12 protein-coding genes and 1 tRNA gene are annotated in these 14,337 nt (G+C 69.2%); 9 read left to right on the top strand and 4 right to left on the bottom strand.

Annotated elements, in window-relative coordinates; translation table 11 throughout:
• The first annotated feature begins 32 nt into the window (after positions 1–32).
• The 7 genes from edd to PKE75_RS09090 all read left to right on the top strand — a co-directional run bounded on the left by edd (position 33) and on the right by PKE75_RS09090 (position 8,450).
• Complete coding sequence (edd, locus tag PKE75_RS09120) at positions 33–1,841, top strand: phosphogluconate dehydratase (protein ID WP_271168395.1); 1,809 nt, start codon at positions 33–35, stop codon at positions 1,839–1,841.
• Positions 1,842–2,009: 168 nt separating this feature from the next.
• Entirely contained in the window at positions 2,010–3,659 is a 1,650-nt protein-coding gene (gene pgi / locus PKE75_RS09115) for a glucose-6-phosphate isomerase (protein ID WP_271168394.1), read from the top strand.
• 234 nt (positions 3,660–3,893) lie between these two features.
• Entirely contained in the window at positions 3,894–5,318 is a 1,425-nt protein-coding gene (locus tag PKE75_RS09110) for a DEAD/DEAH box helicase (protein ID WP_271168393.1), read from the top strand.
• 136 nt (positions 5,319–5,454) lie between these two features.
• On the top strand, positions 5,455–6,198 hold the full coding sequence (locus PKE75_RS09105; RefSeq protein WP_271168392.1) for a competence/damage-inducible protein A: 744 nt from the start codon (positions 5,455–5,457) through the stop codon (positions 6,196–6,198).
• 52 nt (positions 6,199–6,250) lie between these two features.
• A tRNA-Leu gene (locus PKE75_RS09100) sits at positions 6,251–6,335 on the top strand.
• Between the two features lie 89 nt (positions 6,336–6,424).
• Positions 6,425–7,375, top strand: a complete 951-nt coding sequence (locus PKE75_RS09095) for an alpha/beta hydrolase (RefSeq protein WP_271168391.1) — start codon at positions 6,425–6,427, stop codon at positions 7,373–7,375.
• A gap of 115 nt (positions 7,376–7,490) precedes the next feature.
• Positions 7,491–8,450 carry an alpha/beta hydrolase gene (locus PKE75_RS09090; RefSeq protein WP_271168390.1) on the top strand — a complete coding sequence of 320 codons (960 nt, stop codon included), beginning with the start codon at positions 7,491–7,493 and terminating at the stop codon, positions 8,448–8,450.
• Between the two features lie 68 nt (positions 8,451–8,518).
• Here the strand turns inward: PKE75_RS09090 and PKE75_RS09085 are convergent, their stop codons facing one another.
• Entirely contained in the window at positions 8,519–9,052 is a 534-nt protein-coding gene (locus tag PKE75_RS09085; protein ID WP_271168389.1) for a 3'-5' exonuclease, read from the bottom strand.
• A 122-nt stretch (positions 9,053–9,174) separates the two neighbouring features.
• On the opposite strand from PKE75_RS09085, the gene aroC reads away from it, so the two are divergent.
• Entirely contained in the window at positions 9,175–10,260 is a 1,086-nt protein-coding gene (gene aroC, locus PKE75_RS09080) for a chorismate synthase (protein ID WP_271168388.1), read from the top strand.
• Positions 10,261–10,448: 188 nt separating this feature from the next.
• Here aroC and PKE75_RS09075 read toward each other — a convergent pair whose 3' ends face one another.
• From PKE75_RS09075 to PKE75_RS09065, 3 genes are read right to left on the bottom strand one after another with little or no spacing between them, the layout of a single operon-like run.
• Complete coding sequence (locus tag PKE75_RS09075; RefSeq protein WP_271168387.1) at positions 10,449–11,531, bottom strand: YcjF family protein; 1,083 nt, start codon at positions 11,529–11,531, stop codon at positions 10,449–10,451.
• A gap of 10 nt (positions 11,532–11,541) precedes the next feature.
• The gene (locus PKE75_RS09070) at positions 11,542–13,014 is read right to left on the bottom strand and encodes a YcjX family GTP-binding protein (RefSeq protein ID WP_271168386.1); all 1,473 of its coding nucleotides are present in this window, start codon (positions 13,012–13,014) and stop codon (positions 11,542–11,544) included.
• Positions 13,011–13,538 (bottom strand): SixA phosphatase family protein, encoded by a 528-nt coding sequence (locus tag PKE75_RS09065; protein WP_271168385.1) that lies wholly within the window; start codon positions 13,536–13,538, stop codon positions 13,011–13,013. Before PKE75_RS09065 ends, PKE75_RS09070 begins: the two co-directional genes overlap by 4 nt.
• A gap of 339 nt (positions 13,539–13,877) precedes the next feature.
• On the opposite strand from PKE75_RS09065, the gene PKE75_RS09060 reads away from it, so the two are divergent.
• Entirely contained in the window at positions 13,878–14,255 is a 378-nt protein-coding gene (locus PKE75_RS09060) for an Hpt domain-containing protein (RefSeq protein WP_271168384.1), read from the top strand.
• The last annotated feature ends 82 nt before the right edge of the window (positions 14,256–14,337 follow it).

The raw sequence follows: 14,337 nt of genomic DNA, 5'->3' as shown, positions 1-14,337 counted from the left end.
TCAGACGGAATTGAACCTGTTGGAGACCCAGCATGAGTCTCGACGTCCGCATCGCCGAGGTCACGGAGGCGATCGTTTCCCGCAGCCGCGAAGGCCGCGCGCGCTATCTCGACGGCATCGCCAAGGCGGCGGCTGACGGGCCTCACCGGGCGGCGCTCGCCTGCGGCAACCTCGCCCATGGCTTCGCGGGCTGCGGCGCGGACGACAAGGCGGCGCTCAAGGGCCAGGTCGTGCCCAACATCGGGATCGTCACCGCCTACAACGACATGCTGTCGGCGCATCAGCCCTATGAGCGCTACCCCGAGATCATTCGAGCGGCTGCGCGCAAGGCGGGCGCGGTGGCGCAGGTCGCGGGCGGCGTGCCGGCGATGTGCGACGGCGTCACGCAAGGCCGCGCCGGCATGGAGCTCAGCCTGTTCTCGCGCGACGTGATCGCGCTGTCGGCGGCTGTCGCGCTCAGCCACGACATGTTCGACGCCGGACTGTTTCTTGGCATCTGCGACAAGATCGTGCCCGGCCTCGTCATCGGCGCGCTCGCATTCGGGCACCTGCCGGCGGTGTTCGTGCCCGCAGGTCCGATGCCGACGGGCATGTCGAACGACGAGAAGGGCCGCATCCGCGGGCTCTACGCCGAGGGCAAGGTCGGCCGCGCCGAGCTGCTGGAATCGGAGGCCGCGAGCTACCATTCGCCGGGGACCTGCACCTTCTACGGCACGGCGAACTCGAACCAGATGCTGATGGAGATCATGGGCCTCCATCTGCCGGGCGCGAGCTTCGTGCCCCCGAACACGCCGCTTCGCGATGCGCTCACCCAGGCCGCCGTCACCCAGGCGCTCGCGATCACCCGCGCCGGGAACGGCTATGCTCCGATCGGCCAGATCCTCGACGAGAAGGCTTTCGTGAACGGCGTCGTCGGTCTGAACGCCACCGGCGGCTCGACCAATCACGCGATCCATCTGGTCGCCATGGCGAAGGCCGCCGGGATCACGCTGACCTGGGACGACTTCGACAGGCTGTCCGCCGCGACCCCCCTGCTCTGCCGAATCTATCCGAACGGCTCGGCGGACGTGAATCACTTCCATGCCGCCGGCGGCATGCAGTTCCTGATCCGCGAGCTCCGCGGCGCGGGTCTGCTGCACGACGACGTGCTGACCGTTATGGGACCGGGTCTCGCGGAATACGAGAAGGAGCCGGTTCTGGTCGGCGGCGAGATCGTGTGGCGCGAATCCGACACGTCGAGCGGGGACGAGAGCGTGCTTCGCCCGGTCGCGACGCCCTTCCAGTCCGACGGGGGCCTGCGCCTGCTCGACGGCAATATGGGCCGCGCCGTGATCAAGGTCTCCGCCGTCGAGCGTGACCGCTGGGTGATCGAGGCGCCGGCGCGGGTGTTCTCGACCCAGGACGATCTCGAGGCCGCATTCCGCGCCGGCGAACTCGACTGCGACGTCGTCGCGGTGGTGCGCTTCCAAGGTCCGAAGGCGAACGGCATGCCCGAGCTCCACCGGCTGACGCCGGCGCTCGCCGTGCTCCAGAAGCGCGGGCACAAGGTCGCGCTGGTGACGGACGGGCGCATGTCCGGCGCCTCCGGCAAGGTGCCGGCCGCGATCCACGTGACGCCGGAGGCGGCGAATGGCGGCCCGATCGGCCGCATTCACGACGGCGATGTGATCAGGGTCGACGCCGAGCGCGGCGTGCTGGAGATCCTGGTCGGCGCGGAAGAGTTCGCGGCGCGCGAGAACGCCACGCTTGAGACCGAGCCGCAGTTCGGCATGGGCCGCAACCTGTTCGCTGCCTTCCGCGCGGCCGTCGGCTCCGCCGAACAGGGCGCGAGCGCGATATGATGATGCGAACCTTCCGCGCTGCGACATGCGGAGCGATTACAGGCTAGAACCCGTCGTCCTCCGGCCCGCCCGGAGGACCCATGGTCAAACGGGGCGCTCGACGCCCGGCATGGATGGTCCGGTCAAGCCGGACCATGACAAGGTTCTCGTCATAGTTCGGAGACCTGAATGACCGCCGCCCGCGACGCCCTGCTCGACCGGCTATCCGCGCATCGCGCCGCGATCGAGGGCGTCTCGATGCGGCGGCTCTTCGCCGACGACTCCCGCCGGTTCGAGCGCTTCTCGGTGACGCTCGACGACCTGCTGTTCGACTACTCCAAGACCCGCGTGACAGCCGAGACCGTCGCGTTGCTCGTCGCCCTCGCCCGAACCTGCGACGTCGAGGGACGGCGCGACGCGATGTTCGCGGGCGAAAAGATCAACACCACAGAAGACCGTGCGGTCCTGCACACCGCGCTGCGCGCGCCGGCGGGCGCGAGGATCCTCGTCGACGGCCGCGACGTGATGCCGGACGTGCTCGCCGAACGGGCCAAAGCGGCGGACTTCGCGGAAGCGGTCCGCTCCGGCGCGCTTCTCGGCGCGACCGGCGAAAAGTTCACCGACATCGTCAACATCGGGATCGGCGGCTCGGACCTCGGCCCGGCGATGGCCGCGATCGCGATGAGCCCCTATGCTCAGGACGGGTTGACCGGCCATTTCGTCTCGAACGTCGACGGCGCGCACGTGACCGACGTGCTGCGCCCGCTCGATCCGGCGCGCACGCTGGTGCTGGTCGCCTCGAAGACCTTCACCACGCTCGAGACCATGTCGAACGCCCACGCGGCGCGCCAATGGCTGGTGGGGGCTCTCGGCGAGGAGGCCGTCGGCGCCCACTTCGCGGCGATCTCCACCAATGTCGAGGCGGTCGAGGCCTTCGGCATGAGCGAGGACCGCATGTTCCGCTTCTGGGACTGGGTCGGCGGCCGCTACTCGATCTGGTCGGTCGTCGGACTGTCGCTGACCATCTTGATCGGCCCCGACGCCTTCCAGTCCTTCCTCGACGGCGGCCACGAAATCGACGAGCACTTCCGCACGGCGCCGCTCGAGACCAACATACCCGCCCTGATGGGGCTCATCGGCATCTGGCATCGCAACGTCTGGGGCTACGACACCCACGCCGTGCTGCCCTACGACCAGCGGCTGTCGCGCTTCGCGGCCTATCTCCAGCAGCTCGACATGGAGTCGAACGGCAAGAGCGTGACGCGGAGCGGCCAGCCGGTCTCGATGAAGACCGGCCCGATCGTCTGGGGCGAGCCCGGCACCAATGGCCAGCACGCCTTCTACCAGTTGCTCCACCAGGGCGCGGACATCGTGCCGGCGGACATCCTGATGGCCGCCGTCCCGCACGAGCATGTCGGCGACCAGCACGCCGTGCTGCTCGCGAACGCGCTTGCGCAGGGCGAGGCCTTCATGAGGGGCCGCACCACGGCGGAGGCCGCCGAGCAGTTGATCAAGGCCGGAAAGAGCGCCGGAGAGGCGGATGCGCTGAGCCCGCACAAGACCTTCCCCGGCGACCGCCCGACCTGCGCTATCGTCTACCGCACGCTCGATCCGCGGACGCTCGGCCGGCTGATCGCGCTCTACGAGCACAAGGTGTTCATTCAAGGCGTGATCTGGGGAATCAACTCCTTCGACCAATGGGGCGTCGAGCTCGGCAAGGAACTCGCGTCGCGGCTCATTCCGGTGGTGAAGGGCGACGCCGGGACCGAGGCGCTCGACGGCTCGACCAGGGGGCTGATCGCGCATATCGCGGCGCTGGCGTCCAATCGGCGCCCCTAACTACAGATTGGACTTGACTTTTCCTCTTCGCACCTGCACATACTGGCCATCGCTCCCAAGCGACCCTCGCGTCCAGGCCGCGTGACGCCGGCTAGAGCCGGACCTGCCCGGACGCCCACGAACCACCATCGACAGCCCAGATCACGCGGGGCGCGTCTTAACGCACCCGCCGTCGTCGCGCGCCCTTTTGTGGCTTGAGCGCGACCGCATGGCTGCACCCGAAAGACTCCACACTTGACCAAATTCACAGACCTCGGCCTCTCCGAGCCCATCCTCAAGGCGCTCGCGACCGACGGCTACGAGACCCCCACCCCGATCCAGGCGCAGGCGATTCCGATCGTGCTCGCCGGCAAGGATCTGATGGGCATCGCGCAGACCGGCACCGGCAAGACCGCCGCCTTCGCGCTCCCGATCATCGAGCAGCTCCTCAAGAACCCGCGCATGGCCCCCCGTCGCGGCTGCCGCGTGCTCGTGCTCTCCCCCACCCGCGAGCTCGCCAGCCAGATCGCCGAGAGCTTCCGCTCCTACTCCAAGAACGTCCGGCTCTCGATCGCCGTGGTGTTCGGCGGCGTCGCCGCCGGCCCGCAGGTCCGCAAGCTCGCGAACGGCGTCGACATCCTGGTCGCGACGCCGGGCCGCCTGCTCGACCATGTCGACGGCAAGATGCTGCGCCTCGACCAGGTCGAGCACTTCGTCCTCGACGAGGCCGACCAGATGCTCGATCTCGGCTTCATCCACGCCATCCGCCGCGTCGTCCCGATGCTGCCGGCGCGTCGCCAGACCCTGTTCTTCTCGGCCACCATGCCGAAGACGATCAAGGAGCTCGCCGACACGATCCTGACGAACCCGGAGACGGTCGCCGTGACCCCGGTCGCCAAGACCGCCGACCGCGTCGAGCAGAGCGTGATCTTCGTCGAGCAGTCCGGCAAGAAGGCCGTGCTGACCGAGATCCTGCGCTCTGCAGACGTCAGCCGCGCGCTGGTGTTCACGCGCACCAAGCACGGCGCCGACAAGGTCGTCCGCCAGCTCGACGAGGCCGGCATCCAGTCGGCTGCGATCCACGGCAACAAAAGCCAGGCGCAGCGCGAGCGGGCGTTGGGCTCCTTCCGCACCGGACACATCAAGATCCTGGTCGCGACCGACATCGCCGCCCGCGGCATCGACGTCGACGGGGTGAGCCACGTCGTGAACCACGACGTGCCGAATGTGGCGGAATCCTATGTCCACCGCATCGGCCGCACGGCGCGCGCAGGCGCGGCGGGCCTCGCGATCTCGCTCGTCGCCAATGACGAGCGCGCCTACCTCCGCGACATCGAGCGGCTGATCAAGCAGTCCATTCCCTCGACCGACCGGCGCTCCGAGGCCGGCATGCGCGAGCCGGAAGGCGACGGCGCAGCTTCGCAGAAGCAGAACAACCGCGGCGGCGGCCGGCCCCAGGGCCAGCAGCGCCCGAACGGCGGCGGCGGACGGCCCCAGCAGGGCCGCGGCGCGCGCCCGAACGGCGGCGGCGAAGGCCGGCACCGTCCGGACGGCCGCCGCGCTGACGGCAGCCGCGCCGACGGCGAGCTCGGCGGGATGCCGTTCATGCAGAACAAGCCCTCCGGCAAGCGTCGCGAAGGCCGCCCGCTGGGCGAACGGCGCTCCGCCGACCGCGGCTGAGCTGGTCTGAACTTCCGAGCGAAGGGCGCGGCCGCAAGGTTCGCGCCCTTCCTTTTGGGAGGCTCGGGCTCCGCCGGAGCCTGTTCCGCTGCGCCCCGTGATGTTCTAGCGTCGCGGCCGCACACGAGGTCGCCTGATGCCCGCCGAAACCGAAGCCGTCACCGCAGCCGTCCTCGTCATCGGCGACGAGGTGTTGTCGGGACGCACCCGGGACGCCAACAGCGGCTACATCGCGTCCTATCTCACCAATATCGGCGTCGACCTCCGTGAGGTCCGCGTCGTGCCCGACGACGAGGACGCCATCGTCGAGGCGGTGAACGCCCTCCGCGCCCGCTTCACCTATGTCTTCACCACGGGCGGAATCGGCCCGACCCATGACGACATCACCGCCGACGCGATCGCGCGGGCGTTCGGCGTCGGCATCGACCACGATCCGCGCGCCGTCGCCATGCTGCGGGAGCGGTTTGCGAACCCGGCGGATCTGAACGAAGGCCGCCTGCGCATGGCGCGCATCCCCTTCGGCGCCGACCTGATCGCGAACCGGGTCTCGAAGGCGCCGGGCTTTCGGATCGGCAACGTCATGGTGATGGCCGGTGTGCCGTCGATCATGCAGGCGATGATGGACGTCGTCGGCCCGACTCTCCGCCAGGGGGTGAGGATCGAGAGCGCGTCCATCCGGGCTGACGCCAAGGAAGGCGACATCGCGCTGCCGCTCGCCGCCGTCCAGAAGGCCCACCCCGGCGTCGCGATCGGCAGCTACCCTTATGTCGACGAGACCGGCTTCAACACCAACATCGTGCTGCGCTCCCGCGACCCCGCAGGCCTGGCGGCGGCGACCGCCGCGGTCGAGGCGATGCTGCGCGACCTGCCGCGCGGCTAGCGAAGCCCGGCCTGTTCGAACGCGCCGCTTTCATGCCATACGACCGGTCCGGGCGGACGTGGCGAAACCGGTAGACGCACGAGACTTAAAATCTTGCGCCGCAAGGCATGCGGGTTCGAGTCCCGCCGTCCGCACCAGCTCCTTCACGACATCCTGACCGTCGCCGGTCTTCGCGGCGCTGCGATCGCGCTATTGTCGGTCGATCAAACCAGCTCAACGATCGCCCATGCCGTCAGCACGTCTTTGCGCCGCCCTGCTCGTCGCCGCTTTTCTCGCGGCGGCCCCTGCGTCAGCGCAGGTCGGCGTCGTCGAGCGCGGGCAGACGGCCTATAGCGAGGCGCTGAACCGGCGGATGACGTTCAACGTCTACCGGCCGTTGATGGAGCCGCGCGACGGCGAGCGCTGGCCGGTGATCTACCTGCTGGAAGGCCGGCCGGCGGACGACGGCTGGCTCGATATGGGCTCGGTCTACGAGGTCGTCGATCGCGCTGTCGAAGAGGGCGTGATTCCGCCCTCGCTGATCGTCATGCCGCAGGCGCCGTTCAGCTGGTACGTCGACAATCCCGATCCAGGCGGCGCGGGCATGGTCCGGACCGCGCTCACCCGCGACCTCATCGCAGCGGTGGACGCCCGCTACCCGACAGCGGCCTGCCGCACGGGCCGCGTGGTCGGCGGCCTCTCGATGGGCGGTTACGGCGCCCTTCTGTTCGGCATGGACCGCGCCGACGAGTTCGTCGCCGCCGCGAGCTTCTCCGGAGCGATCGCCCCGCCGATCGAGGCGAACGACCCGGAGCGCCTGAAGCGCGCCAACCCATTCTACGATGGCGCCTTCGGGCGTCCGATCTCGCGCGAGCGCTTCAACGCGTGGAACCTGTTCACCCGGCTCCCGACGCTGAAGACGGGCGGCGGCCCGAAGCCGGACTTCTACCTTGCGGTCGGCGACCGCGACCGCGGCGGCCTGCTGCAGGCGACGACCCGGCTTCACATCGAGCTGCTCCGCGCCGGCGCCGACAGCACGCTGCGCGTCGGACCCGGCGGTCATGATTGGGAGACCTGGCGCGCCCAGTTCGCAGACGCGCTGCGATGGCTCGGCCCGAAACTCGATCCGACATGCGAGCAGCAGGTCGCCGAGAGGCCGCGCCGACGCGGGGGCGAACAATCTCTGATCATGCCGTGACGTTTTCACGCGTGACGTCCGCTGCGTCGCAGCGTTAGACTTCGCTCAGGCTTCTCCGACGACGGCCTCGCCGCCGGCCCAGCCGCTCCGAACCGCCAGTCGCGAGCGTCGCATCATGTCGTTCGTCCGCCTTTCTCTAGCCGCCGGCGCGGCCGCCTTCTGCGCCGCAGTGTTGTCCCCAGCGGCTTCGGCGCGGGACGGCGGCATTGTGCAGCGCAACCTGACCGCGCCGAGCCACGCACTCGGACGCCCGATCAAGTACAGCCTCTATCTGCCCGCCGAAACGCCGCCGCCCGGCGAGCGCTGGCCGGTGCTCTATCTGCTGCACGGCGGCGGGCCCGGCGAGGCCGACTGGCTGGACGCGGGCGGTCTCGCCGCAACGATGGACAAGGCGATCGCGGCCCATCAGATGCCGCCGACCGTCGTGGTGATGCCGATCGCGGGGAACAGTTGGTACGTCAACAATCCGGATGCGACCGGCGAGGGCATGATGGCCACCGCGCTCACCCGCGATCTCGTCGACGCGATCGACGCGAAGCTGCCGACTGCGGATTGCCGGCAAGGGCGCGCGGTCGCTGGGCTGTCGATGGGCGGCTACGGCGCCCTGCTCTACGCCTTCGACCATCCGCGCGAGTTCGGTTCGGCGATCAGCCTGTCGGGAAGCATCCTGACGCCGATCCATCCGCAGATGACGTCGCGGTTGAAGCGCGCGATGAACTTCTACGACAAGGCGTTCGGCGCGCCGTTCAAGGCCTCGCGCTTCAACGCCTGGAACCTGTTTCCGCGCGTGCCGCAGCTTGGCCTCGGCGGCGCGCCGAAGCCCGCCGTCTATCTTGACGCGGGCGACAAGGACCTCGGCGGCATCATTCAGGGGACGACGGCGCTCCATCTCGCGCTGCTCCGCCGCGGCGTCGACAGCACGCTGCGGATTGTCGACGGCCGTCACGAATGGGCGCTTTGGAAGCGCGAGCTCGGCCCGTCGCTCGCATGGCTCGGCCCACGCCTCGACCCAACCTGCGGCCAGCCGGTGGCCGCCGTGAAGACGCAGCAGGCGGCGACCGAACTTGAACATTGAGAAAATGAGGCGCGCCTAGGCCCGCGCTCCATGAGGGCCGTCCGCCGCTTTCGAAGCGACCAGCGCCCTCAGAGCTCCAGGGTCTTTTCGAACACCGTCAAACCCGTCAGGCAATCCTCCATCGCCCGGCGGGCGCGAGGGCGCGGGCAATCGAGGGCCTTGGCGACCGTCTCGAGCCGATGGTTCGGGACGTCCTTGATGCGCGACTGGGCGAAGCGCATGGCGCAGACCGTGGTCGGAGGCGCCGACAGGCCCTCACGCTCGGCTTCAGCGACCAGGAAGGCGTGATCGAAGCCGATGTTGTAGGCGACCAGCGGGTCGTCGCCGACGAAGGCGAAGAAACGGTCGAGCGCGTCCTTGGGCTCGGGCGCCTCGGCGAAGGCGGCGTCGTCGAGCCCGGTCATCGCCCGTACGAAGGCCGGGATCGGCCGGTCGGGCTTCACCAGCGTCTGGAAGGTTTCGATCTCGCCGCTGGTGCGGTCGAAGCGCAGCGCGGCGATCTCGATGATGCGGTCGCGCTTCGGCGTCAGCCCCGTCGTCTCCAGATCGAAGAACACGTAAGGCGTCTCGCCGGCGGCGATGCTTTCTAGAGGCGTCGACATTTTCGGGCCTTGAGGGAATCGCGGCGGGACCGAGAGATTAGCCCGCAATTCCTACGCAATCCCGAGAGTTCCGCAAAGGCCGGCTTTTCGGCGGGGATAGGCCGTGGCATAGGCTCCGGACCATGTCCCACAACAGCTTCGGCCACCTCTTCCGCGTCACCACCTTCGGCGAGAGCCACGGCCCCGCCATCGGCGCGGTCGTCGACGGCTGCCCGCCGCGGCTCACCTTCCGCCGCGAGGACGTGCAGGCTGCGCTGGACAAGCGCCGTCCCGGCCAGTCGCGCTTCACCACCCAGCGCAAGGAGCCTGACGAGGTCGAGATCCTCTCGGGCGTGATCGAGGCCGAGGACGGGACGCTGACGACGACCGGAACGCCGATCGCGCTGCTGATCCGCAACGTCGACCAGCGCTCGAAGGACTATTCGAACATCGCGACGAGCTACCGGCCCGGTCACGCCGACTACACCTACGACGTCAAATACGGCGTTCGCGACCACCGCGGCGGCGGCCGCTCCTCCGCCCGCGAGACTGCGAGCCGGGTCGCAGCCGGCGCAATCGCGCGGCTCGTCGCCCCACGGGTCGCGATCCGGGGAGCGCTGGTCGCGATGGGCGAGATCGAGATCGACCGGACGCGCTGGGACTGGAGCGAGATCGACAACAACCCGTTCTTCTGCCCCGATCCCGTCGCGGCGAAGAAGATGGAAGGTTATCTCGACGGGATCCGGAAGTCGGGCTCATCGGTCGGCGCCATGATCGAGATCGTCGCGGAAGGCGCGCCCGCCGGGCTCGGCGCGCCGATCTACGGCAAGCTCGACGCGGACCTCGCCTGCGCCTTCATGAGCATCAATGCGGTGAAAGGCGTCGAAATCGGCGCCGGCATGGAGGTCGCGCGCCTCACCGGCGAGCAGAACGCCGACGAGATGCGCGCCGGAAACGACGGCCGGCCGGTGTTCCTTTCGAACAAGGCCGGCGGAGTTCTCGGCGGCATCTCGACCGGACAGCCGATCGTCGCGCGATTCGCGGTGAAGCCGACCTCGTCGATCTTGACGCCGCGCCGCTCCGTCGACCAGACGGGCGCCGAAGTCGACGTCTCCACCAAGGGCCGGCACGACCCCTGCGTCGGCATCCGCGCCGTGCCGGTGGGCGAGGCGATGATGGCGATCGTCCTCGCCGACCACGTGCTGCGGCACCGCGGCCAGGTGGGATGACGACGGTCCCCGCCCCGAAGGTCCACGGGGCCGGCGGCGGCGCCCGGAAGATCGACTAAAGTTAGACGTCTTATAGGAAAAATCGTCTCGGACCGAAGTTCGGGCTTGAAATCCGACCCGGCTGATGGCCCGTATCTTCCGCCAGAACGTGGACGCCCAACCGCGCCCGCGTCACCTGCAAGACTCAGTCAACCGCCGGCGCGGATGCAGTCCCGCGTCGGCGGTCTTTTTTTGCCCGCGGGTCGGGGTTTGGGCGCGCTCTCGAACAGGTTCCCGGCGACCTCCCGCACGGTCGGCGGCCGGCGCTCGACGAACGGCATCGGGCGGCAGACGGCCATCGCAGCGAGGCCGACGCGCGCCGTCAAAATCCCGTTCAGCACGCCCTCCCCCAGCCGCGCCGAAATCTTGGCCGCCAGACCGTGGCCGAGGGCCTGCTCAAGGAGACCGTCGCCGACGCCCATGCCGCCGGTGACGGCGAGATGCGCGCCGACATGTTTTGCGAGCTTGAGGAAGCCGAGCGTCCCCGGCCTGCCGCCATAGATCGCGCCGATGCGGCGGATCAGGCGCATCGCCTCGACCAGCACGATCGCGAGGTCGACCAGCGCGCGCGGCGAGACGGCGGTCACCACCGACACGCGCTTGGAGGCGGCCGCGATCGCCCGCCGCGCCTCGAGGTCGAGCGGCTCCATCAGTTCGCGCTCGACGATCCGCAGCCGGTCGGAGCCGTCAATGATCTCGTCCTTGTGGCTCGCGACGGCCGCCCGTGCGCGGGCCGTCTCGGGCCGGGCGGCGTAGATCGCGACGACGTCCGCGATCACCTTGCGCGCCTCGACGTCATCATCGGCGCGGTGCGCCTCGGCGGCTGCGGTTCTCAGATCCTCGATCTTGTTCAACCGCATCAGCGCAAGCGATTCGCGGCCGACGATCGCGAGCGCCGCCAGCGCCGCGACGCCTGCGAGCCCGAGCGCGACCCACCCCAGCCAATCGGAGCGCGCGAACAGATCCTCGACGACCCGGGTGGCCCAGAGTCCGACAGCCAAGCTTCCCAGACCGCCCAGCGCGCTCCAGAACAGGCCGCCGAGCGACAAGCGCTTCCGACGCGGCTTCACGGGGACGGTCGCGGGATCGAGCACGTCCTCGAAGGCGTCCGGCTGCGGCGTCAGCACCACGCCGCCGCGGGACGCCGTCACTGTCTCGTCGCTTCCGGCGAGGGTCACCGATGGGTCGTTAAGCCGGAAGGCCGCCGGCCTGCGGGGCGTTTCTGTGGTCATGGCCGAGCCGTCATGTCAGCGCGTCGCCGATCAGGAATTCGAGCGTGCGGTCGAGCCGGATATGCGGCAGCGTCGCGGGCCGGTCGGTGGCGCTCAACAGCGGCGGGCGGAACTTGACGAAGCGGAGGTCGCCGTCCGCCTCGCTGACGGCGCGTCCGCGATAGCCTCCGCTGCGCAGCGCGATCTCCGGATCTGCCGGCAGGTCGCCGGGGAACACGGCGATCTCCTCGTCGCCGTCGAAGCTCTGTCCGCCCGAACCTTCGCCGCGCTCCGGCACGCCGATGATGACGGGGAGCTCTTCGCGTCCCTGGCGGACGGTCCCTTCACGGGTCGCGCGGACCGCGGCGAGCGCGACGACGTCGACCGCCGCCCCGCTGAACTCGGCCTTCTCGATCGCGCGCCCGACCAGCCGGCGCAGGATCGCCTCGAGCCGGTCATGACTGGTGTGGTGGAGATGATCGGCCTTCGTCGCCGCGAACAGCAGACGGTCGACCCGCGGGCGGAACAGGCTCGACAGCCAGGAGTTCTGGCCGTGGCGGAACGCGGAGAGCACGTCGGTCAGCGCCGCTTCGAGATCGGCGACCGCTTCCGGCCCGGCGTTCAGCGCAGCCAGCGCGTCCACCAGCACGACCTGACGGTCGAGACGGGCGAAGTGGTCGCGGAAGAACGGACGGACGATATGCGAGCGATAGGCCTCGTAACGCCGCTCCATCATGGACCACATCGAGCCTGAGGGCGCGTCGCCTTCCGCCGGGATCTCGAGCGGCGCGAAGGTGAGCGCGGGGCTGCCCTCGAGGTCGCCCGGCATCAGGAAACGACCGGGCGGCAGGGTCGACAGCGCGACCCGGTCGGCGCGGCCGGCGCGGAGATAGGCTGTGAAGCGCGCGGCGGCCTCGCGCGCGACGCTTTCGTCCTCCGCGGCAAGCGGATCGATCGTCGCGAGATGCGCCCGCCACGGCCCCGCAAGCGGCGTCCGCGTCGGCCCATCGCTCGACAGGATGGTGCGCGCCGACCATGTGCGGAAATCCTGTCCGAGCAGGGCGAGGTCGAGCAGCCATTCGCCGGGATAGTCGACGATGTCGAGGGTCAGCCTTCGTCCGGGGCGCGTGCCGCTGAAGAAGCCCCGGCTCTCGAAATCGACGACGACCCGCAGTTCCGAGATGCGGCGCGTCGATTCCGGCCACGTCCGGTCAGGCCCGGTCAGCGCCCGCAGATGCGTCTCCACCTCGAAGCGCGGGACCGCGTCGTCCGGCTGAGGGGCGAGCCGCGCCCCGGCGATCCGTCCCTGCGCGTACGCGCGAAAGGCGGGCAACCTGCCGCCATGAACGAGAGCCTGGACGAGAGCCGTAAGGAACACCGTCTTGCCGGCGCGCGAAAGGCCGGTGACGCCAAGGCGGATCGTCGGGTCGAGCGTGCTGGCCGCCGCGTCCGCGAGGCTTCGCGCGACGATCCGTGCCTCTTCGAGCAGCCCTTCGAAGTTCATGGATCGACGATCCCGAGCGCCCGCGGCGTCGCGAAACGGTCCAGCCTGCCCGCCCCCGGCGCCAGGCTCGCCCAGTCGTCCGCCGGGAAGTCGAGCACAGCGATGGCGGCGGTCGGAAACTTCTCGCGGATCGCGCGCCGCGCCTCCGGATCGCCTTTCGTCGCAAGTAGTTTGACGAATTGTTCGAGACCCGGATTGTGGCCCACGATCATCAACGTCTGAACAGTTGTCGGCGCGCGCTTCGCGAGATCTAGGAGCGTGCCGGGGGAAGCTCCATAAATGCCCTGCTCGAACTGCTCCTTGGGAGCCGGCGAGAACGCCTTACCGGCGATCTCCCATGTCGCGCGCGCCCGCAGGGCGGTCGAGCAAAGCACGAGATCGGGCCGGAAGCCGCGGCCTGCGAGCCAGGCGCCCATCGGCCCCGCCGCACGCCTGCCTCTGGGCACCAGCGCGCGATCATGGTCGTCGATCTCGCCTGTCGGCAGATCGGCTTTCGCGTGGCGGAAGAGGATCAAGCGGCGCATGCGGCTCCCGGTGGTCGGCGAAGCTGAAGCGCGCCGCGTCCCGACCGAGGTGGGGGGTGATCAGGGCTTTCTCAACCCTGTTTCTTCATCGCTCGGTAACCGATCTGAGCCCACGGTCATTGTGCGATGCAATGAACGCCCGATGAACCGACCGTTCCGCGGGAGTTCAACGCGAGGCCTTCATTCTGGCAAGCGTGGCCTAATAGCCACGGTAAAGCCGAAGAAAATAACCGTGGCGAATGTTGAACCATTTGCGCCCCAGTTTCGACAACAGGGCGCAGCAGTAACGAAGAGGCGTCCCGCAGCGTAACTGAAGCGGGATCGGAGCGTGAAGTCATCATGTCGAGCATCATGGAACAATACGAACAACGTGCGAGCACGTCCTTCGCCTCGGCGATCGACGTGGTCCACCTCAACCGCCAGACGATGGGCGATCGCGCCCTCGAGCACGAAGTCCTGGAGCTCTTCCGGCGCCAGGCCCGCATCCTCCTCTTCCGGTTCGAAGCCCTGACCAACCCGGCCGAGCGCGCCGACGTAGCGCACACGCTCAAGGGGTCGGCCCGCGGCGTCGGCGCCAACCGCGTCGCTTTCGCGGCCGACGAGCTCGAGCGCGCCGCCAAGTCCGGCGAGCCGACCGGGCGCGCTTTGGCCGAGCTCGCAGAATCGATCGCCGAAGTCACCTCCGCGATCGAACTCCGGTTCGGTCTCGACAGCTGATCCCGGGTTCGCCCGAATAGGTTTGCCGGCGCGCCCTATTCTGGCGCGTCCATCAGAAACGCTCTAAACAGCCGGCGTCGGA

This window comes from Hansschlegelia plantiphila (assembly GCF_027922265.1).
Lineage (GTDB): Bacteria > Pseudomonadota > Alphaproteobacteria > Rhizobiales > Methylopilaceae > Methylopila > Methylopila plantiphila.
The sequence above is the reverse complement of the archived record's forward strand: the minus strand, read 5'-3'. Positions and strand labels throughout refer to the sequence as shown.